The sequence below is a fragment of the Marinicauda algicola genome, from assembly GCF_017161425.1.
GTDB lineage: Bacteria > Pseudomonadota > Alphaproteobacteria > Caulobacterales > Maricaulaceae > Marinicauda > Marinicauda algicola.
Map to the genome: position 1 here is coordinate 2748476 of NZ_CP071057.1, position 20588 is coordinate 2769063.

The window sequence follows — 20588 nt, forward strand, 5'->3', positions numbered from 1 at the left end:
GTTGCGGGAAGACGAGTGAGGCGACGTACAGCGGCGCCGGTCTTCGGTCAGACCCTGCCAATCGAGGACGCGGATGGGCGGCCAGCATGGAAATCGATATGGACACGACAGGCGCCGGTCGGCCTCCGCGCCAAGCCAACGATGCTAGAACAGTGACGGTCACGTTGAAGCCATCGACCTCAATGACAAGACTCTCTTGAGCGTTCCGGTCGACGACAAATTGTGCCGGCCATCCTTCGCATCTTCGCCAACGCGACCGTTGCGCCGCCGATGAAGCCGACATGAGGGATGTGGTGCGATCCGCTATGTCACGACGACGATCCCGCCGCTCCGATCGCCAGACTGGTCGTGGCCGATGATAGCAGGGCTGCTTGATAATCTCGACGCGGCGCTTGAGGTCGGAATCTCTATGGAGGCCGACACGACGGGGCGTCTCGCGAGCTGGCCGTCTCCGCCTGTTTCTTGCGTTAGCGATTGAAGCCGAATGGCGGAAACGCGCCTATGGCGTGGTTCTGGCGCAGCCGAAAGCGCGGCCCGAAGGGCAACGCCAAAGCAATACTTCTCATGGTCGGCGTCAAGTTGGATAGAAAGCCGACCTAACCGGATCTAGGATCGCAGGCGCGGACATGCCAACTCGCAGTCTGCACAATATCATAAGAAGGATTTGCCAATGAAACAGCGAAAACTGGTTACTTCGGGATCGCCGCTTGAGCCTGAAATTGGATTCAGCCGCGCGGTGAGGGTTGGTTCCTTTCTCGCGGTGGCAGGGACTGCTCCGATCGGCGCGGATGGTCGTACCGCCCACAGCGGCGATGTTTATGCGCAAACCAAGCTGTGTTTGGACATCGCAAGCCGCGCCATTGAGGAGGCTGGCAGCTCTCTGGCCCAAGTAGTTCGCGCTCGCATCATGTTGACCGACATCGAGCGGTGGCATGAGGCAGCGCGTGCGCACGGCGAGGTGTTTGGGACAATACGACCCGCCTGCACCTTCGTACAAGTCTCGCGCTTCATTGACCCCGACTGGTTGGTTGAAATCGAAGCGGACTGCGTCATGCTCGATCAATAAAGAGGCCCCAACGGCTGCTCACCTCCATTTATCGGGCGGATTGCGCACCGACCGGAGCCGCCAACCGAATAAGAGCGGACACGCCGACAAATCCACCGCCGATAATGCAGAAGATTTGTCGCCAGATTTCCGAAGGAACGGCCTCGCGCGAGACGCCATGAACGAGCGCGTAGCCCGCAACAGCGGCGGGAGCGGCAAAGATCAGCGCCACGATCAGACGAAGAACCGGCTGACGCAGTGTGTCGAACAGAAGCGCGAGAATCCCAAACGCCACACCGGCGGCGACCAAGCCGACCAGCGCCGCGCCGATTAGGCCGGAGCCCGTTTGATAGGCGAACTGCGCCGCCGTCACCCCGAGCATAAACGGGAGCGCATAGACGGCGAGCTTGTAGGCGACGACGCAGAGAAGCGCGACGAGCGCGACGCTCATAAACATTATGACGACCATGATCGTCCTCCTACTCGCCGCTCCTGATCCTTCGCCCCCATGCTTTGCTCTTGCTCATGGTGCCAATGCTTGGCCTGTCTGTCGACCCGAAACGCAGCATTGGTTCTCGGACAGTCGAGGTCATCCGGCCGCGCGGTGGAGCCGCGCGGCCGGATTTTTCCGGTGGCAGGCCGGGATCGCCTCAGCGGTCCCGGCTCGCCTTTCACTCCGCCGCGACCGAGAGCCGGTCGGCGTCCTCCGCCTCAGCCGAGCGAATGTCGGTCAGCCATGCGGGTTCGGGCGTCCGCATGAGCGGCGGGAGCCATCCGGTCCCGGCTAGAAGCTGCTCGGCGGCTTCCGCCATCGGCTGCTTCTTCATGGCTGCGATCCGATCCGCCGCCTCGTCGCTGACGGCTTCCCTCACGGCGGCGAGAATGTGCGCTTTGGTCACGCGGCCAAGATAGGTCCGCGCGTCCGGTATCCAATGCGCCGTCATTTCGAGGCCAAGCGCCGTGGCCAGCCTGTCCGCCGTCTCATGCGCGCGGGGCTTGCGCTCCCAAGGCTGCTTTACCGCACTGACGGTCAGCGAGGCGCAATGCGCGAACAGTGCCATCATGCTCGCCTGATCCAGCCCGGCGATGAAGGCCCACAGGTCCGCCACATCGCGCGGCATGTCCGCCGCCCATCCGGCGTGACGATCCGCCAGCGCCTTGCCCGCCGCCGTGTCCTCGATGCCGTCCGCATGCCCGCCAAGATGCGCGCTGGCGGGTCGGATTTCGAGGCATGTCGCTTCAACGCCGCGATAGAAGGTCTGCGCGGCCAGCGCATGGGTGACGGCGATCAACGCCATGTCCGGTTGCTCGCCAAGCGCAAGGCGAAGGCCAAGCGTCCGGTGAGCGGTCAGATCGCGAATGAGAAGGTCTGACAGCGGCTTGCCGTCTTCCTCCGCTTCCTCGTCCTCGGCGTTCTGAACGAAAGCATGGTCGCCGCTCTCACCATCCTCGACAATCTCGCCGTCGTCGTTGACGCGAACGCCGTCGATTTCGGTTGCGGCGTCTTCCGGCTCCGGCTTTTCGTCCTCCGCCCGGATGAAACCGCGCTCGATGCGGGCGGTCCCGTCATGGTTCAAGACCACGAAAGCTCCGCCGCGCCCGATCTCGTCGGCATCGTAGGCGTGACGCAGCGCGTCGATGCGCTCGATTTCGGCTTCAAGCTCACCGAACCGCTGATCCACATCGTCGGGCAGTTCCTCCGCGCTCTCACACTCCGACGACAGGCGGTCATATTCCGCCTGTGCGGCGTCGTAGGCAGCGGCGTCTTCCTCGGAAAGCTCCACCGACTGCGGATAGGCGCGGCGCAGGCCGTGCGCGTGGGGATAGTCGATATGGACGGAAACCCATTTCCAGCCCTCGGCCTGAACCTCGGCGGCGATCCGTTCCAGCTTGTCGATGACAAGCCGGTCCAGCAGCGCGGCGTCTTCATAGAAGCCGCCGCGATCCTCCGTGAACAGGTCACGGACGATGACGCCGCCAGCTTCCGCATAAGCTTCCGCGCCGACGAAAATCGCGCGCCGATCCGTCGCCGCCACATTGGACTTCATGAGATCGTGGCGGATGATGCGCGGCTCTTTGTTATAGGAGAGGTTTTCATAGACCTGCTCCTGCCGGGCGTGATCTTCGGTGATGGCGAAGGCCATCAACTGGTCGAGGGTTAAGCCGCCGTCGCGATAGACCTGCATCAGCTTCGGGCTGACAGCGCCGAGACGAAGCCGCTGCTTCACCACATGCGCGGTGACGCCGAAGCGGGCCGCGATTTCCTCGGCTCCCCATCCGCGATCTTCCGCAAGCTCGCGGAAGCGCTCGAACTGGTCGGCGGGGTGCAAGTCCTCGCGGGTGACGTTCTCGTCAAGGCTGATCTCGGCGGGGTCGTTCTCCGTGTCGATGACACAGCGGATCGGTTCGGTCTTCTTGATCTCCTTCCGCTTCGCGCGGAGAAGCTGCGCCAGCCTGCGGCCTTCCCCGATACTGACGAGATAGAAGCCGGTCGGCCCGCCTTCGCCATCAAGCTCCGGCTCCACCACGAGGTTTTGCAGGATGCCCTTGGCGGCGATGCTCGCTGCTTTCGCCTCGATAGACGCCTCGCTATGCGGCGTCTTCCGAGCGTTCTTCGGATGCTTCTTGAGCTTGTTGAGCGGGATGAAAACCGTCGCGCCATTCTCGATGACGGGAGCGGTGTTTGCTTTCGTGGTCATGGTCTTTCTCCTATGGGCTTGGGTTGGAGCGCAGCGCTGCGCTGCAACCCTGCCCGTCGGCGAGACCGGGGGGTGCAAGGGCAAGGGCGGCCGGGGCGGAGGGGGATCACCCGGCCTGCACAAGCGGATTTCCGTCGTTACAGAGGTGCTGAAACACGTATCCGCGCGGAAGGTCGGGGAGACCGCCCCGGACGGCGCCGGCCTGCCGGCGCTTCACCCTTGCCCGCGCCAGGGGGCAGAGCCCCCAAGCAAATCGCGATAGTCATTTTCCGACTTGGAAAGTTATGACTTGCCAGATTGGAAAGCGATGCTATGCCTTGACGCATTGGAAAGTGACGGAGGCGCATCGCGATTGTTGTGCGTCCCGTGATCGCGCTGCCTCGTCGGCGTCGCGGGGCGATGGTTTGAAGACGCCCATTTCATAGCCGGACAGAAGGATGCAGATATGGACCCCGAACCGCTGAGACCGGAAGACGCCCGTGCCGCGCTCGACGGTGTCGATGCGGTTCGGCGCGAACTAGCGCAAAAGGCGACGTCCTATCCGGTCTGGCGTCATGTCGCCTTCGCCGCCATCATGGCGATGCTCGTGCTGAGCCAGGGTTTCGGCCTGCCGCTGCAGATCTTGCTGCCCGCCGCCGCCTTGGCGGCGACGGTCTGGCTGGCTGCCGATATGGCTCTTCATCAATGGCTATCGCAAGGGCCGCACGCTGCCCGTGTCCATTGCGCTCCTAGCCGAGATGCTGGGCGCCGGCGCGTTCGAAGTCGGCGCGCGCATTCAAGTCGCGCCGCTTTGGGTGAAGCTCGCGATCGCGGTCGTCGGCTTCGTTGTCGCGCTGGAGACCAGCTATGCCTGAACCGCGCCTATCGCCGCGAGCTGATGGATAAGACGCTTTGAGTGTCGACGGGATCGATATGGTGCTGCATCCGCCGAGCCGGCTGCAGATCGCCGCGCTGCTCGCCAAGGTGAGTGAGATGGAGTTCGCAAAACTGCGCGAACTGACCAAGGTCAGCGACTCAGTGCTCTCCAAACATCTCGCTGCGCTAAGCGAAGCCGGCTACGTGCGCTTGCGCAAAGCAGCGGACGGTGGGCGGCAGCGTACCTGGGCGTCGCTGACAACAACCGGCAAGCGCGCGCTCAAACGGCACGTTGGCGCTTTGCGCACGCTGGTCGCCGATCTGGCGACAGGAGAATGATGTGGCTCGTTTCGGAACTGTCGATGATTTAAGCCTGCATCTGGACGCCAAGTTGGGGCCCGGTCAAACGCATATGTGAAGCGCGGCAAGACAGACGCCGCGGTCGCTGAGGCCATTGCCGAGGCGGTGACGCGCCCAACGATACGCTACGGCGTCGGAAAATCCCGGGGGCAACAAGCTGCGCTGATGTTGCACAAGACACGCGATCTACTGGTCCGCCAACGGACGATGCTTCTTGCTCTTCGTGAAAATTACTTGTCAAATGAGGCCACGTGATTGGGCCTCAATGACGGCCTCGGTCCTATTGGATGCGCCTAACTCTTTGAATATCTGTCTCAGGTGCCATTTCACCGCATCCTCGGTGACGCACAACCGCTCAGCGATCTCCCTGTTCGACATCCCTCCGCCAAGACATTGCAGAACCACGATCTGTTTCATCGACAAAGAAGTATTGATGTTGGTGTCAGTCTTTGTCTTTGGTTTGCGCTCCCCGTTTCCGAGAGCGGGAAGCGTTGTCTCTTCTCTACGAAAAAAGGCGTCCAGAGAAGGGTCGAGGGCAGACAATCTAATTGTCATCCAGCGCGGCGTTGTATGTAGACTCAAATAACGAGCAGTATGGTCAGCTTCAACGAGCGTGCGCTTAGCAGAGTTGGCCCCGATGGCATGCATCGCGGCAGCCAAACAATACTGAGCCGATATTTCACCTTGGGCGTCCCCGATGGAAGCAGCTCGGTGCATCGAGATTTTGGCGTAACGTTCGGCTAACCCGTATCGCCGGTGACGAAGTTCGCACATGGAGCGGAGCATCGCCACCCGCGCTTGGATCGCCTTTGTTTGATTCGGCAGGAATGGTAGATTGTCGAATTCGTCGAATTCAAATTGTGTGCCTGCGTCGCCGTCGAACACGGCAAAGTCCGCCAACGTCAAATCCGCTAGAACGCGAAGGCGTGGCAGCCCCCGCGCTCTGGCTAACGCACGACACTTCTGAAGGACCGCTTGGGCTTCCGCGACCTCCCCCTTGAGATACAGCCTCAGGCTATAAGCGCCGACGACACCCCAAAGAATATCCGTGACGCCGTAATCGAGAGCGAAATCCAGCGCAGCCTGCGCCACCCCCTCGCCAAGCTCGTTCGGGTCACTTTCAGCAAGGATTTGAAACTCCATCGCGCGTAAGAGTCCGTCGGCGAAAAATGAGCGTGAAGCGGAAGCGTTTGAGCTGCCTCGCCCCTTAGCAAGGATCGCCCTCGCATTCGTCATGTCACCTCGAAGTATGGCCGCCTGAATTTGCGCTGTCGTGAGCCAGCCAGATGCATAGTGCTGTCGCACCGAACGGTTTGTCGCATCCGCCATTTGCGACAGCCGGCCAAGCTTCTCGAAGTTGCGGTCGCTCGCCGCAATAAAGGCGAGACAAGTCAACGCCGCGCCCAGGCCCACTTCGTTCTGGCGGCCAAACGCCGCTATCCACTGGAGACAAAGCTCCTCGCTCAACGCCATTTCGTCGTGCGTGGCCTTGCCGATGGCAAGTACGAGTTCGCTCCACCCCAGCCCGTCTTCTGCGGCCTGTCCTTTTCTCAGCCCCTGGGGTTCATGCTCCAATACTGTTTCCGCTTCCTCAGCATTCTGACAAAAATACTGGGTCCAGGCATAGCCGAGCTTGAGAGCCGGCAGCCGCCGCACTGCCGCACCCGGGACCTTCTCAAACCACCGGTGCAGCGCATCAATCTCGCCTTGCCTTAACGCAAGGTCGAGAACCATGTCCTTGCTCAAGCTATGCGCCCACCGATGGTCGTGCGCTTCTAGGGCGGCGGAGATCGCATGTGCGAACTCACGCCGCCGCCAATGCCAGAACGCGACTCGCTTGAGCACATATGATCGGCGATCGCCCTCCTCATTGCTGAATACATCCCGCAGAAAGGCGCGCAACACCGGATGTATTTTCTGTCCGCAGGAATCATCGCCCTTAGCCGGCGTCAGAAGGGCATGGACGGACTCGAGTCGGGCGATCACGCCCGCTGCGTTGCTTGTTTTGAAAACATAATCATAGCTCTCGGCGGAGATCGATTCCAGCATTGACGCATTGCGAAGGAAGGCTCTTTCGTCGTGAGAAAGCCGAGCGCGGAGAACCTCAAGGAAATAGTTCCGCGTTTCGGGCCACATCCAAGCGGGTCGCGAGGGAACCGCCGTCTCGCGCATAAAGCCACAAAGAGCAGGCCATCCTCCGGTGAGGGACACATAGGAGTCAATATCAATGAGCTGCGCGCGGGGCAGTACAGCCGCCCTCGCCTCTATCTCGTTAAAGGCTAGATCTTGTGCGCTGAACGTCCGGACGTTTGGCAGCAAAACCAAATCCGTCAACCCACCCCCGTTAGAGGGGACAAGTACGAATTTCACTAGGTCCGACGTTTCGCAAATGAGATCCTTGACGAAAACCCCCATCTCCGGATCATCCCCGAAATCATCGAGGCAGATGACCGTGGAGCGGGGCGGGGCCAACAGCGTCTCGCGCAACATCGGAAGAATCGATCCAGAATCTGCCGCGCGCCGCAGTTGCTCGTCTCCCGCAATCTGAAACAGAATCGCCGCCGCCAACGAGTTGGTTGAAGAAAAGCCCTGCTGTGGCAGCCTCCGCACGCTGACATACGCAACTGCTTTGTGGGCAGCCTCCGCGTCCTCAGCGGCCATGGCTATCTGTACGGATTTCCCGTAACCCATTGGGGCTTTGTAGACCAGTGCCTTCGCCTGAGGATCTGCGGCAAGCCCCAGCCGAGGGCGGCGCAAGCGATCGCGAACCGCCATTTCCCGTCGTCGCCCCATAAGTCTGCAGAATGTCGCCACTTGATCGACGACATCGTGGATCACACCAGCCATTGCTTGCTCGATGACAGTCGTTCCTACTCTTTCCTGCCTCTGGTCCTCGACACCCCTCAGAATTGATACGCAACGCCCACGTTCACAATCACTGGATCGACCTCAACCTGAGCCTCCACAGGAGCGGGGCCAAGGGCGCCAGAAATTTCTGCATCGAACGGAACATAGCGAACATCGAAATTGGCCAACCAGTTGCCTGAGACGCGGTATCGTAAGCCCGCCTGAAAGGCCGGCGCCCAAGCGTCTTTCACATCGAAATTCGTGACCGCACCATCCCGCTCGTTCAGAAAAAGCAACCGGCCAACGCCCGCGCCGGCATAGACGTCAGCACGCTCGGTCACGGGCAGATGATATTGTAGCGACAGGATCGCGGGGCCATAATCTGTCACGCCCAATTCGAGCCCGGCCAGCGTGCCGTCTCCTTGAAGGTCAGCGCTGGCTGGAACGCCGCCGAAGAAATTCAACGCGAATCTCGGGCTCACAAAATATGATACGTCAAAAGATAGGGTTGTATCATCGTTAATCGATAGCGCAGCGCCCGGCACAGGAGCGCCGGCCGCAGACACGGAGTCTAATTTCTCCTCCGTTAGAACCCTGGCCGCGTTAACCCCGACTACCCAGTCGCCTTTTGAGTAAAGCGGCTCAGACTGCGCGCTTGCCGCCGTTGCTGAACATATCAATAGCACCGTTGTTGTTAGGCAGCATTTTGACGTTGCGACAAGGTGTTTCATCTTTATTCCTCCCTCTGGAAATTTCCTCTGCCTCAGTTTTCTGTTACGCTGGCCGCTCATATCAACCGTGTTCATCCGCCCCTACGACCAGTATGTCTCCGTGCTCTTGACGGAGGGTCGTCTTCATCAGTTTTCCGGTTGCGTTGCGCGGCAACGTTGCGACGAAGATCGCCCTGTCAGGGATCTGCCATTTGGCGACCTTGCCGCTAAAATGAGCAAGTATTTCGTGCTCGGTGAGCTCAGCGCCAACCTTTCTCACAGCGACAAGAATCGGACGTTCGTCCCATCGGTCATGCCGAGCGGCTATAACAGCGGCATCTGCGATCGCGGGATGTTTCAAGGCAATGCCTTCCAGTTCCACAGAGGATATCCATTCGCCGCCCGATTTGATGATGTCCTTGGCGCGGTCGCGAATGGTCATGAAGCCATCGCCGTTGATTGAAGCCACGTCGCCAGTTTCGAACCAGCCATCCTCGTCCAATGTCTGTCCTGGTTCATGACCAAAGTAATCGGCCACCACCCAATGGCCGCGGACGCGAAGCTTGCCATGCGCCTTGCCGTCCTCAGGCAGACGGAGTCCGTCGTCATCGACGATCTTCAACTCCACGCCGTAAGGCGGGCGCCCCTGACTCTCGCGAATCTTCGCTTGATCCTCGTCGGAGAGAGTGGTGTGACGATCCAGCAGCGCGTTGGCGGTGCCCAGCGGCGATGTTTCCGTCATGCCCCAAGCATGAACAACCTCAACTCCATACTTGTCTCGAAACTCGGCGATCATTGATGGCGGACACGCTGATCCGCCGACCACGGTTCGACGAAGAGACGCCGCCTTGGAGTCCAACTTTTCCAGCGCCGCGAGCAGGCCCTGCCAGATCGTCGGCACGCCCAAAGCCAAGGTCACGCGCTCGCGATCGACGAGATGGACCAGACTTTCTCCGTCCAGCGCCGGTCCCGGCAGTACCAGCTTCGCACCGACCATGGCCGCAGCGTAGGGAACGCCCCACGCATTGACATGAAACATCGGAACGACTGGCATGATCACCTCACGCGCAGAGATGTTCAAGGTATCGGGCAGGGCAGCTCCGAGCGAATGCAGGACCGTCGAACGGTGGGAGTAGAGAACACCCTTGGGGTTGCCTGTCGTTCCAGAAGTGTAGCAGAGTCCAGAGGCGTCGTTTTCTTCCAAATCGACCCAATTCGCTTCCGGGTCGCCGGTCGCGAGAACGTCTTCATAGAATAGAAGCCCCGGCAGCTTTTCGGCCTCCTCATCCCAACCCGACATCAGTACCAGGTGGCGCACCGTGCTGAGTTGATCCTTCAGGCGGACTATGAGTGGCAGAAACGTCTTGTCGAAGAAGATGATTTGATCTTGCGCGTGATTGATGACGTAGACCAACTGTTCAGGGGGTAGCCTCGGGTTAATGGTGTGACAAATCATTCCGCTGCAGGAGATACCGAAATAACATTCCAGGTGCCGGGCATTGTTCCATGCGAGGGTGGCGCAACGGTCTCCTCTTGCTAGCTTTAACATGCGTAGCGCAGACGAAAGCCGACGGGACCGGACGCAAATCTCTCGCCAGTTCGTTCGTCGCGTTGTCCCGTCCGTCTCAACGGACACGACCTCGGTTTCGCCGTGATAGCGCGCGCCGTGGTCGATCAGCGAATTGATCGTCAGCGGCATATGCATCATCTGTCCGAGCATGCTAGAGATCCCTACTTCCGCAGCAGAGCGGCTCGACGAACGATCTAGTACTTGTTTGGGCTCTCCCAACAATCCGCGCACCCGTTCTCATTTTTCCTCCCTAGGCCCGATCACTTCGCGGCCACCGCTTCCCGCTGAATGCGGACTTTGCCCAGGATGATGTCCGCCGCGTTTTCAGCAATCATAATGGTCGGGGCGTTGGTGTTGCCTGCCACGAGGCTCGGCATGACTGAGGCATCGACGACCCGCAGGCCAACCACTCCGCGCACCTTCAACTCCGGATCAACCACCGAACCCTGGTCGCGACCCATGCGGCAAGTGCCTACCGGGTGATAGATCGTCTCGGCATTGTCCCGAATAAATGCCGCGATCTCGTCGCAGAAATCGGTTTGGGCGGTTGCGCGTTGGTTTCACAGCCGGTCTGCGCGACGCCAGCAGTTCGTTCGCTCCTGGTGGGACGCTATGTACCAGAAACATGATCCAAGAGGTTTTTAGAGGGCTATCGTGTAGGTGTAGTTCTCATCTTCATCGCTCGTGGCCCGCCATTTCTAGCCATTCGAACGTTCTCCGCGTGCGGACGCGCGGCTGAAATGCCAAGGAACCGCGCGGTTCGGGCGCGAACCTCTGGACTGCGACGTCGGCACACTCGGCTCCGAGCGTTCTCTCTCCGCCCTTTTTCTCTCGACCTCTGGACTGAACCGACGCCAGTACGGAATTCTATGTCATTGAAATAAAACGTGAAAATGCCTACGTCCCGTCGCGGCGATTGATATCCTCGTCGGCAAGCGATCGGCGCCGAAATCGGACATCAAAGCTCGAGCCGTTCGGCGACATCCTCAAACCTCGGATCCTCGGCATAAATGCGCTCGAACTCGCGTCGGGCCTGTGCTTGGCGGCGCTGGCCATCGTAGAGCAACGCACGCTCATATCGGACCTGCCGCAGCAGCTCGTCCGGGCGGTCCTTGCGCCGCCGGAGCGCCAACGTGAGAACGTCGATCGCCGCATCGGGCAAGCCCAAGCTGACCAGCGCGCGGGCCCGATAGAGCAGCAACGCCGTATGGACCGGAGTCTCGTTTTCGACAGACGCGCTCAGCTCTGCGATGCGTCGCAAGTGCTCGGGGTTCGGATGATCGAGCGCAAGTTCAGCGAAGGAGAGCAGGACGACGGGATCCGACTTGTCCAGATCGAGCAGCTGATCCAGACGGATCAATGCGTCGCCCGAACGTCCCTGCAACTGGTAGACCTCGACCAGGGCCAGAAGTGTCCCCCGTTCGCGAGGCCGCACATGCGCCGATATTTCGGGAGTGATCGGCAGGCTGATGGTCGCGTTGACTCCGTACTTGCTGAACAGCGAATCGAGTTCGTGTCTCCGTTCCAAGGCATCGAGCAGGCAACGCTCCGCCTGTTCGAAGTTCTCACTCTTCAGGTGAAGCATCCCGGCAAGCCATGCGGCGTCGGCCAAAGAAGCCGAACGGTCGAGCAGGACAAGCGCCTCGCTGTCATCGCCCTCATTCAGCGCCTTTAGCCCATCGACGAAGGCCCGCTCCGCCGCGGGTGTGATCAGGCGCTGGAAAAATCCGAGCGTCAGACGATCTCTCGCGCGCACCATTGGTGCGGATGCACCGCGCTCTTGCCCGCGTCCGGCCCCTGGATCGCGCATCGTGTAGAAGAGGCCGGTGCCAGGAATGCCTGCCGTCGCGCGGTTTCCGCGGGGGCTTATCGTGTACTTGGCCCCGCGCGGCCCGAAGGATAGCGAAGCCGCCGATTTCGAGAGGTTCAGCGTGACCCCGGGCGCAAGTCGGATGCGGCGCCAAAAACGGAATGCCATAGGCTTGCCTCCCGCGCCCTCTCGCCTATCGCGCCAGATCGTCGAGGAACTCGGAGGCCGGATCGACGCCGGTGATCAGGAGCCGGTCGCGGGCGCGGGTGCAGGCGACATAAAGCAGATGGCGTTCGGTGTTGTAGACCTCCTCCAGATCAGACTCATCGGCAACGGTCTCGATCCGTTCCTGCAAGGGCAGCACCTCGTCGTCGCACGCCATCACGGCGACGGCGCGGAATTCGAGGCCCTTGGCGAGGTGCATAGTGCTGATCGCGACGTTGCCTGCTTCCGCCTCTACCTTGTCGCTCAGCTCGACACCCGACGCGCCAGCGATCTTGATCGCGGCCCGCGCGCGTTTCAGTTGCTCGCCGGTTCGAACGAACAGGCCGACCTCATGCGGCTGGCAACCCTCTTTCAGGCGATCGGCGAGCCACTGCCCGACGGCTTCGCTCTCTTCCGTGGCCGTATCGAAGGTGCAGATCTCGGGCGCCGGTCCGTTGAACACCGAGATCGTGCCACGACGGCTCTCGGCATTGCCGTCGACGTCGGAGATGTTCGGCGGCAGCAGCCGATCCGCCTGGGCGCGGATCTGGTGGGAAGTGCGATAGTTGATCCTCAATGTGTGGGAGCGTCCGCGAACGTCGATGCCGAGCGATTTCCACGAGAAGGGCTGCTGGAAGATGCGCTGCCCGAGATCGCCGGCGAAGAAGAGCCCGTCCGGCCTGTGCGAAACCAGTGCGGCCAGGAAGCGGGCCTCGGCCACGCTGATATCCTGCGCCTCGTCGACGACCGCGAAATCGAATGGCCGCTTCTCCGTCGCGCCATAATGCGCCGCGAGGCGGCCGAACACGCCGGACCATGTCACCGCCTTGCGCTCGGCGAGACCGGCGCGCAACTGCTCGAAGATCGACCAGAGGGATTCCCGCTGCTTGCCGCCGATCCGTGTCTTGCGGCCAAGGCGCGAGACGTCCCGGTACCCCTCCCAGTTCTCGATCTGCCAGGCGTCGACGACCTCCGACCATTCCCCGGCGAGGAAGGGCATGGAGAACTTCTGGCCATCGTCCCGTCCCGCAGCCTTGGTGAGCAGAGTGTGAACGAGGGACGGCGAGGCGATGTTCGGCTGCCCGAAAAGACTGGAATAGAGATCATAGGCGACGCCCGTGATGGACTGCACGGTGATCCGCGCCAAAACGGCCGGTTCGTTTCCGGCCAGATGCTGCAGCTTCACCTTCAGCGCATTGGCGAGCGCCTTGGAGAAGGTCGTCAGCAGAATGCGCGCCTGTGGTTCGTTGCGCGCCAGATGCACTGCGCGATGCAGAGCCACCACCGTCTTGCCCGTGCCCGCGGACCCCGAAATCCTGGCCGGCCCCGAATAGCTGCGCTCCACATATTGCAACTGGTCGGGATGGAGGAAGACCGCCCATTTCTCCCAAGGATAGTCGAGCGCGCGCTGCAGTTCCTCGATGTTGGTCAGGACCCGGAAACGCCGCTGCGCATCGGGATGGGCGAACGGATCGGCCTCCACGGGTGCCGTCACGGGCGGCTCCGGCTTCTCACCCACCGCCAGCTTCAGGAGCGCCTCCTGCGCCTCCTGCGGCAGATGGGAGATGATGTCGAACAGGGTGTCCTCGGTCGCCCGGCGAACGTCCTCCACCCACTCCTCGGGTACCCCGAAACCCATCAGCTCGAATTTGCGCAGATTGTCGAAGAGTTTCGGCCTCGCAGCCGGCGCGGGGGCAACCGGCTCCGCGACCTCCTTCGGCTTGAAGATCTCCACCTCTTCGACGCGCTCGCGCACCTCGACGAGCTGCATGGCGCCTGTTGTCGGATGCCGCTCGATCTTGCGCCGTTCGGCCCATTTGTAGGCGTCGTCGTGGTGATCGACATAGACGAGCAGCAGGCTCGACTGCGTGCGGTGGACGATCAGCCGGATGTCGGCGTTCACTCGCACCGACCAGAAATTCGGGTCCTTGGCGCGGTCCAGCTTGTGGAAGGAAAGGCCCGGCGCGGAGGCATCGAGTTGCAGGTCGAAGGCGGTCGTCTTCACTGCCTTCTGTTCCTGCGCGGTCAGCCTGGACAGGCTGTCGGTGAACGTGTCCGCAATCCGGAATTCCATGCTTAATCCACCCCATACTCCGCCAGCCGCCGTTCAGCCGCGGCTACGACCTCGGGCTCGAACTCCTGCCGATATTTCAGGATCAGCGATTCTGCCGACATGTCGGCCATTCCGAACTCCATCAGCTTCAGGAATCCCTCTGACGGTTTCGGCTTGAGTGCGAGATCGGCAAGGGTCTTGCGGACACCGGCGCGGGCGAGCTTCTGCCTGGTGCGTGACAATCGAGTGGTTCTGCCGTTCTGCTCGCTCAGCGCTTCTTCTAGCGCTCGCATGACAGCGGCGAAATCGGCTGCGAGCGGGTCGTCAATGTCGCGGCCTTCGATGCGACATAGCTGACGGAAGGCGGCCTGATAGACATCGTCCCGCCCCAGCCGGCGGGCATTCGCCATCCAGTTCCGCAGCTTTTGCTGATCCCATTCCTCCGAGAGATCCGGCGCCTTCGCTCCCATCGTGCTCATCCCCCGACCGACCTGTTGGGCTTCAAGGCGCTCACCCTACCGAGAACACTTTCATCACCTCGTCGCCGAGGTGATTGATGACCTTCACCGCGATCCGCCCCGACGCTGGCTTCGGGAAGGGGCGCGACGTGTCGCTGTGCAGGCTTTCCCAGGCCTCCTGGTCAATCTCGGCCTTCAGCGTCGTCTTCAGCGCCTTGTAGGGATCGTTCGCGCCGAGGAAATAGGCGTGGCGGACGAAGAAGCTTTCCTCGTTGTAGTCGGTGTCGAGCATCCAAAGCGCGATACCGTCGGTGCCTTCGGAGACGACTTCGCCAGTCTGCGGCTTGAAGACGTCGACGCCGAACACCTTCACCCGGATCATGCCGTCGCCCGCATCCTCGATCTTGATGTCGGGCTCGCCGAAGATGACGAAGAGGTTACCGGCGCTGGTCGATTTCAGGTCCCCGCCCATGTGCAGGTCGGGGTTCATGCGGGCCTTGAGCACCGGTACGCGGCCGAGCTTGTCGAACTCAGCCGAATGAGCGTCATAGTTGAAGGCGCAGGCGATCAGAACATCAAATCCGGCATCGCCCGCCTCGCGGGCCGCAGCTACCAGATCGGGGCGGCTGACGGTACCGAATTCGGGACCGATGAAGATGCCGGCGCGCTTCTGGCGATCGCCCTCCATGAAGGCGCCCTCGGCGCAGATGAAGCGGCCGGGCCAGCCGGTCAGGCTGGTGAAGGTGATCCGATCTTCCTTGTGCGCCTGCTGGACGCCGGCGGTCTTCAGGTTCTCCAGGATCATGTGCGCGAAGTCGGTCACGCTCTCGTCGCGATCCGCCGCCTTACGCTTGCCCTCGGCGGCCTCCAGCACATCGATCAGCTCGTCATTCCAGTCCACCGCCAGCGTGCGGTGGGGCGAGAGGCTTTCGACCGTGAAGGGGCCGGCGACGCGAACCTTTGAATTGTCCGGATAAGGCTTGTCATAGAGATATTCGAACTCGGCCTTGGCGGCGATGGAGGCGTCGATCTCCTTCTGCCGCGCGATGCGCGCCTCCCAGAAGCGGGCGAGCGCGGCCTTGGCGGGTTCGGGCCAGCCCTTCGGGGCCTCGCGCGGAATCTCCCACTCCATGAAGCCGCCGGCGGGGGCGGGCTCGCCGGAGGGCAGCGTCACGTCGCCCTCCTTCCGGAAGTCGATCGTCTTGCCGGCGCGGCCGCCGGTCTCGACCTTGAAGGGCTCCGGGTGTCCTTTCAGGGCGGCGTTGAGGGCAGCCCGCGCCTCCTCGACGGCAGGCTGCATCCGCTCCCAGATGACGTCGATCTCGGCGTTGTTGGCGATCGACTTCAGCGTGATGTGCGGCACGCGCTCATAGACGAAGCCCATGCGGATATCGCCGCGGGTGGGTGTCGTCTTCGGGACCGTGCGCGTGACCTCGCCTTCCTTGGCCTGGCCCTCGGGGCTGTCGGCCAGCAGATAATAGGGATACCGCGCGCCCATCAGGCGCGAGCGGGCGAGCGCGATGGCGACGCGGCTGGTGTCGATGGTGATCCAGCGCCGCCCCCACTGCTCGGCCACATAAGCGGTGGTGCCCGAGCCGCAGGTGGGATCAAGCACCAGATCGCCGGGGTCCGTGGTCATCAGGATGCAGCGTTGGACAATCGTCGTACCGGTTTGCACGACGTAGACTTTATCTGATCCGACACTGCCTGCTGTGTCAGTCCACAGCAAAGTCATCGGGAACGCAGCATAGTCATCGAGAAATCGCTTGAAGCGAAGCGTATTGCCGCTCGGAACCATACGGCCAGCAGTCCGCAGGCGGGCGAACCTATCCGGGTCTGATTTCCACCACTGAGTGCCGCTGGGATTCCAAAGGCGGCCTTCCATGGGGAATGCAAATCTTGATCCGGGATTCTGTGATGTCAGGCTTGTCGCTTGAAACGGACGACCGATTTTCTGGACTGCCCATCGCGGGTCCGTGATCCGCCCTTCAGTGCCATCGCCGAAGTCAACGCGGCTGTATCCAGTGAAGACCTCGCCATCGTCATTTTCTGAAACCTTTGAGTTCAGTAATTGCCTGAACTTGACGGCTTCTTTGCGCTTGGCGAACCAAAGGATGTAGTCACAAACGCCAGCCATTAGGTTCGTACGTTGGCCGCCCGTTTTCTTGAAGACGATTTCGCCAACGAAATTGTCTTCCCCAAACACCTCATCCAACAGCGCACGCACGCGATGGACGTTCTCGTCGCCGATCTGCACAAAGATGCTGCCGCTCTCGTGCAAGAGGTCGCGCGCCACGGTCAGCCGGTCGCGCAGATACGTCAGGTAGGAGTGGATGCCGTCCTTCCAGGTGTCGCGGAAGGCGCGCACCTGTTCGGGCTCGCGCGTCACATGGTCCTTGGCGCCGTCTTTCACGTCGCGCGACGTGGTGGACCACTGGAAGTTCGAGTTGAACTTGATGCCATAGGGCGGGTCAAAATAGATGCACTGCACCTGACCGCGCAACCCCTCGCGCTCGGCCAGTGACGCCATGACCGAGAGCGAGTCGCCCGAGATCATCCGGTTCGACCAGTGCTGGTCGTGCTGATAGAACTCGGTCGCCGCCTCGGCATCCCGCAGTCCGTTGAAATCGGCGAAGAGGTCGGCCATCGGCGGCGCGGCCTCGTCGGCACGCGTCTTCGATTCCCGCTTCAGGTCGTCGATGATGACCTTGGGGTGCACCTTCTCCTGGATGTAGAGTGGCGGGGCGGAGACGATGAGGTCCGACCAGTCCTGCTCGTCCTTGCCGCGCCAGACGAGCTGCGGATCGAGATCGCGGTTGCGCCGCTCATAGGCGAGCTGGATCGGCGTCTTGTCCGCCTCGCGCATGACGCTCTCAAACTCGGCCGTCGGGATGTTCTTGCGCGTCGCCGCGTCGTGCTTCAGCGCCTCGACCTCGATCGGTTTCTTCGCCATTACGCGGCCTCCTCTGCTTGCGCGTCGGGCAGATCGAAGCCCTCGTCATCCTGGGGGATATCTTCGCCTTCCTCAGGCGCCACGCCGGCCTTGATGACCGGGTGGCCGGTCGCCTTGGCGATCATGGCGAGGAGCCGCGCCTCGCGATCTGCCATGAACCCTTCGAACTCGTCGGCACGGAGAAGGGCCGGGTCCATCGCGTGGCTGGCGAGATACTCGTCCAGCGCGTCGGGCGCGATGGGCGGCGTATCCTTGCCGCCCATCTCCAGCCGGGAGAGATACTCCGAAGGCGCCACCCCGCCGAGGATGCGGTTGGTCTTGTAGCTGAGCGGGGTCTTGTTGACGACGGTGTCAAAGACCTTCGGCTCGATCTTCTGCTTCTTGCACCAGTCCTGCGGAAAGATGTGGTGGATATCGACATACTCGTCGAAGAACACCGTCTGGCCGTAGGGCTGGCCCGAACGGAAATCGATCGCCCCCTCGGCCATCAGCAGGGCATGGATGCCCTTGTAGGCGGCGGAGAGACGGGTGCGCAGCGTGCGCAGCCGTTCGGGGCGGAAGCGCCCTTCGGTGATGGTGCTGGGCTCGGGCCCGCCATCGAGCCAGGCGGGGACTTCGAGCACGTCCTTCGCGAAGCGGGATTCGATGGCGGAGCCGTATAGCTCGCCGAAGATGCCGCACCAGAACCAGCGCGCCAGCCGGTCGCGAACCGCGGCATGGTCGAATTTCGGGCCGATGATCGCGAGAATCGCGGCGAACGGGACGAGCTGGCCCTGATAGGGCAAGTCGATGACGCGGTAGATATGGTTCTGGCGGAGGAAGCGGGCAGCCGTCTTGAACCCTTCCTCGACCGCACCACGGTGCTTCAGATAGGCCTCCAGCGGCAGGTCCAGCAGCGACTGGCGCGTCGCCCGGACGGCGGAGAGCTCGGACTCCTTGCGGCCCGCGGCGATTTCGGCCGCGCGCTTCTCGACGCCGTGCAGGAGCGCAATCGCCTGCAGGACATCCGTCGCGGCGACCTTCTCCAGAACACCGAACTTCTGCTCGGCCGCGCGGCCGTAGAGCTGCAGGCGCGTCTGCAGCCCGGCCTGGCCATCGGCGCCGAGCCAGTCGTCGCGGAGGCGATGCCCGCGGGCGGCGTACATAGCGGTGACGAGCTCAAAGGCATCGAGCGGCTTGCCGCCGGTGTTCACCTTTTCGAAGACGAGGCAGACCGCTTCGTGCGAGGTGTCGGGGCCCAGTGCGATGACCGGCAGCTGGTAAGCCTTGAAGTTCTGGAGGACTTCATCCTTGAACGGCTTGAAGAGCCTGCGCGTCTCGGGATCCTTCTCCAGCCAGTATTCGTTGAACCCGTCCTGCCATTCGTCCCAGTCGAACACCTGGTTCAGCGGGAACATGAGATTCTGGTATTCGAGCTCGGGCGTGGAGAGATCGAGTTCGATCTTCCGGTCGAAATCCGATTTGACCCGCCGATCCTCCGGCACCGAGACGATGGCGTTCTCGCGATCCTCGGACGGGTTCATGGCCTTGCGGATATCAATATAGAACCAGCGCTTCACGAGCTTGAGCCGCGGCGTGACCGTCTGCACCACCTCGCGGCGCAGGCAGGTCTGGTAGAGCGACGTCATGCGCTGCTGGCCGTCGAGGAGGAGCTGGTCGGGGGCGGCGGTCGCGACAATATCGGCGCCCTGGATCGGGCGCCGTGCGAAGGTATCGGCAGCTCCCGGCTTCACTTCGAGCGTCATCAGGGCGCCGACCGGAAAAGCTTGCGAGATCGACGCGATCAGACCCTTGATCCGCTCCTCATCCCAAACCCAGCTGCGCTGAAAGTCGGGAAGCTGGATCTTCCCGCTTCCGCAATGCCGGAGCAGTTCTTCAAGGCTGACCGGATTGGTCTTGAATGCTGCCTGCTTCCCCAAGGTCACACCTCGTGATCGACGACGGCTGCGGCAGCGTGTTCACACTGCGCAGCGATCAGTTTGTTGAACTCCGCCTCGATCTCGTAGACGGCCGTGAACTCGGCGAAGGCCCAGCGGCCGTAACGTTCGAGGTTGTTGACGCCCGGCACCCAATAGGCGCGCATGGTGTTCGCCTTCTCCTTCGCGTCCTCGCCGCGGAAGCCCTTGATCTCGACGATGAGGTTCAGCGGTTCTGGATGGCCGTCGTCCACCTGGACGATGAAGTCCGGGATGTATTTTCGGGGCGTCGAACCCATCAGGTAGGGCACTTCGAGACCGAGGTTCTGGTTCTTGACGTAGGCCCGAACCTTGGGGTGCGCCTCCGCCACGCGGCAGAACTCCGCTTCCCAATCGCTGTCGCAAACGACCCAGTTCACGTGGCACTTGCGCGGGTCGGTCTGCCAGCGTGTTTCCTTCGACGTCGTGAAGTTGACGAAGGCCGTCGAGCCGGTGGGGTTGTAGGCGTCGAGGATCGCTTTGACCGGCCGATCGCCGGCGAGCGTTTCAGTGATGGCGGCCTTGATCCGCTCGGCCGCCATGTCGGCGATCTCCTTGTAGATCAGCTGCGCGGGATAGGTTCCGCCCGAGCACTTGAGATACCCGCCTTCGAGCCATTGGCGCGTGATGCGCTTGAGCTGCCCGAACAAATGGAGCTTCGGCTCCTCTCCCGGATCGCGGTACTTGTTGTAGAGAAGGTGTCGCGCGAGGTGGAACAGGACGGTCGAGGACCGCATGTCCTCCAGATGCGCGACAGTCAGATCGACACCCTCGCCGATGATGCCCTGGTTCTTGGTCACAGATGGACCGACAAGTTCCGGCGTCAGATGGAGGACGTGATCCCGCCCGAAGGCCGCCTCCAGCCGCTCGTCGGGCAGTTCGACGCGATAGCCCTCGACGCGCGGAAAGACGATCTCCAGCGCATCGCGGTCCGGTTTGACGGCATGGACCCGCACCGTCTCGCGCGGTTTGGCGGGTGGGGAGACGACCGGTTTGGCAGCAAAGTCGAACGGAATGCCGAGCACGTCGGCATACTCCACGTTGAACTGTCCGTCGTCAGGTAATTTGA

General features: G+C 61.9%; 14 protein-coding genes and 3 pseudogenes. 4 read left to right on the forward strand and 13 right to left on the reverse strand.

From position 1 onward, the window contains the following. The first annotated feature begins 670 nt into the window (after nucleotides 1-670). The gene (locus tag JW792_RS13710; RefSeq protein WP_135995299.1) at nucleotides 671-1066 is read left to right on the forward strand and encodes a RidA family protein; all 396 of its coding nucleotides are present in this window, start codon (nucleotides 671-673) and stop codon (nucleotides 1064-1066) included. A 28-nt stretch (nucleotides 1067-1094) separates the two neighbouring features. On the opposite strand, the gene JW792_RS13715 is transcribed toward JW792_RS13710, so the two are convergent. The 3 genes from JW792_RS13715 to JW792_RS13725 all read right to left on the reverse strand — a co-directional run bounded on the left by JW792_RS13715 (nucleotide 1095) and on the right by JW792_RS13725 (nucleotide 4426). Next, nucleotides 1095-1514, reverse strand: a complete 420-nt coding sequence (locus JW792_RS13715) for a hypothetical protein (RefSeq protein ID WP_135995298.1) — start codon at nucleotides 1512-1514, stop codon at nucleotides 1095-1097. Nucleotides 1515-1716: 202 nt separating this feature from the next. Beyond that, nucleotides 1717-3744 carry a ParB/RepB/Spo0J family partition protein gene (locus JW792_RS13720; protein WP_135995297.1) on the reverse strand — a complete coding sequence of 676 codons (2028 nt, stop codon included), beginning with the start codon at nucleotides 3742-3744 and terminating at the stop codon, nucleotides 1717-1719. A gap of 517 nt (nucleotides 3745-4261) precedes the next feature. Then, nucleotides 4262-4426 carry a hypothetical protein gene (locus JW792_RS13725; RefSeq protein WP_206340806.1) on the reverse strand — a complete coding sequence of 55 codons (165 nt, stop codon included), beginning with the start codon at nucleotides 4424-4426 and terminating at the stop codon, nucleotides 4262-4264. Between the two features lie 31 nt (nucleotides 4427-4457). Here JW792_RS13725 and JW792_RS13730 point away from each other — a divergent pair, with 31 nt between their 5' ends. The 3 genes and pseudogenes from JW792_RS13730 to JW792_RS13740 all read left to right on the forward strand — a co-directional run. Next, a complete protein-coding gene (locus JW792_RS13730) occupies nucleotides 4458-4598 on the forward strand; it encodes a hypothetical protein (protein ID WP_206340807.1) in 141 nt (46 codons plus the stop codon). A 58-nt stretch (nucleotides 4599-4656) separates the two neighbouring features. Beyond that, nucleotides 4657-4938: a transcriptional regulator gene (locus JW792_RS13735; RefSeq protein WP_135995899.1), complete on the forward strand. Its 282-nt coding sequence runs from the start codon at nucleotides 4657-4659 to the stop codon at nucleotides 4936-4938. A gap of 72 nt (nucleotides 4939-5010) precedes the next feature. Continuing rightward, nucleotides 5011-5199 (forward strand): annotated as a pseudogene (locus JW792_RS13740) (IS110 family transposase); the annotation flags it as partial. Here JW792_RS13740 and JW792_RS13745 read toward each other — a convergent pair. From JW792_RS13745 to JW792_RS13790, 10 genes and pseudogenes are all read right to left on the reverse strand, one after another. Next, nucleotides 5197-7806 carry a helix-turn-helix transcriptional regulator gene (locus JW792_RS13745; protein WP_135995296.1) on the reverse strand — a complete coding sequence of 870 codons (2610 nt, stop codon included), beginning with the start codon at nucleotides 7804-7806 and terminating at the stop codon, nucleotides 5197-5199. The pseudogene JW792_RS13740 and the gene JW792_RS13745 overlap by 3 nt on opposite strands. Nucleotides 7807-7862: 56 nt before the next feature. Further along, the gene (locus tag JW792_RS13750) at nucleotides 7863-8537 is read right to left on the reverse strand and encodes an OmpW/AlkL family protein (RefSeq protein ID WP_135995295.1); all 675 of its coding nucleotides are present in this window, start codon (nucleotides 8535-8537) and stop codon (nucleotides 7863-7865) included. A 61-nt stretch (nucleotides 8538-8598) separates the two neighbouring features. Beyond that, on the reverse strand, nucleotides 8599-10236 hold the full coding sequence (locus tag JW792_RS13755) for a long-chain fatty acid--CoA ligase (RefSeq protein ID WP_135995294.1): 1638 nt from the start codon (nucleotides 10234-10236) through the stop codon (nucleotides 8599-8601). A 110-nt stretch (nucleotides 10237-10346) separates the two neighbouring features. Further along, nucleotides 10347-10628 (reverse strand): annotated as a pseudogene (locus JW792_RS13760) (GMC oxidoreductase); the annotation flags it as partial. Nucleotides 10629-11044: 416 nt separating this feature from the next. Then, entirely contained in the window at nucleotides 11045-12064 is a 1020-nt protein-coding gene (locus JW792_RS13765; protein WP_135995293.1) for a DUF4236 domain-containing protein, read from the reverse strand. 25 nt (nucleotides 12065-12089) lie between these two features. Further along, nucleotides 12090-14174 (reverse strand): 3'-5' exonuclease, encoded by a 2085-nt coding sequence (locus JW792_RS13770; protein ID WP_135995292.1) that lies wholly within the window; start codon nucleotides 14172-14174, stop codon nucleotides 12090-12092. A gap of 2 nt (nucleotides 14175-14176) precedes the next feature. Next, the gene (locus JW792_RS13775) at nucleotides 14177-14623 is read right to left on the reverse strand and encodes a hypothetical protein (RefSeq protein ID WP_135995291.1); all 447 of its coding nucleotides are present in this window, start codon (nucleotides 14621-14623) and stop codon (nucleotides 14177-14179) included. 40 nt (nucleotides 14624-14663) lie between these two features. Continuing rightward, complete coding sequence (locus JW792_RS13780; protein WP_192900965.1) at nucleotides 14664-17564, reverse strand: site-specific DNA-methyltransferase; 2901 nt, start codon at nucleotides 17562-17564, stop codon at nucleotides 14664-14666. Next, a complete protein-coding gene (locus JW792_RS13785) occupies nucleotides 17564-19483 on the reverse strand; it encodes a GmrSD restriction endonuclease domain-containing protein (RefSeq protein ID WP_135995290.1) in 1920 nt (639 codons plus the stop codon). Before JW792_RS13785 ends, JW792_RS13780 begins: the two co-directional genes overlap by 1 nt. A 2-nt stretch (nucleotides 19484-19485) precedes the next feature. Continuing rightward, a pseudogene (locus JW792_RS13790) lies at nucleotides 19486-20577 on the reverse strand (restriction endonuclease); the annotation flags it as partial. Nucleotides 20578-20588: the final 11 nt, after the last annotated feature.

Excerpts from the sequence above, each read along its gene's own strand:
- JW792_RS13710 (WP_135995299.1), top strand. The coding sequence starts at position 671 with ATGAAACAGCGAAAACTGGTTACTTCGGGATCGCCGCTTGAGCCTGAA.
- JW792_RS13765 (WP_135995293.1), bottom strand. The coding sequence starts at position 12,064 with ATGGCATTCCGTTTTTGGCGCCGCATCCGACTTGCGCCCGGGGTCACG.
- JW792_RS13780 (WP_192900965.1), bottom strand. The coding sequence starts at position 17,564 with ATGGCGAAGAAACCGATCGAGGTCGAGGCGCTGAAGCACGACGCGGCG.
- JW792_RS13745 (WP_135995296.1), bottom strand. The coding sequence starts at position 7,806 with ATGGCTGGTGTGATCCACGATGTCGTCGATCAAGTGGCGACATTCTGC.
- JW792_RS13775 (WP_135995291.1), bottom strand. The coding sequence starts at position 14,623 with ATGGGAGCGAAGGCGCCGGATCTCTCGGAGGAATGGGATCAGCAAAAG.
- JW792_RS13770 (WP_135995292.1), bottom strand. The coding sequence starts at position 14,174 with ATGGAATTCCGGATTGCGGACACGTTCACCGACAGCCTGTCCAGGCTG.
- JW792_RS13735 (WP_135995899.1), top strand. The coding sequence starts at position 4,657 with ATGGTGCTGCATCCGCCGAGCCGGCTGCAGATCGCCGCGCTGCTCGCC.
- JW792_RS13720 (WP_135995297.1), bottom strand. The coding sequence starts at position 3,744 with ATGACCACGAAAGCAAACACCGCTCCCGTCATCGAGAATGGCGCGACG.
- JW792_RS13750 (WP_135995295.1), bottom strand. The coding sequence starts at position 8,537 with ATGAAACACCTTGTCGCAACGTCAAAATGCTGCCTAACAACAACGGTG.
- JW792_RS13755 (WP_135995294.1), bottom strand. The coding sequence starts at position 10,236 with ATGCTCGGACAGATGATGCATATGCCGCTGACGATCAATTCGCTGATC.
- JW792_RS13725 (WP_206340806.1), bottom strand. The coding sequence starts at position 4,426 with ATGAAGAGCCATATCGGCAGCCAGCCAGACCGTCGCCGCCAAGGCGGC.
- JW792_RS13715 (WP_135995298.1), bottom strand. The coding sequence starts at position 1,514 with ATGGTCGTCATAATGTTTATGAGCGTCGCGCTCGTCGCGCTTCTCTGC.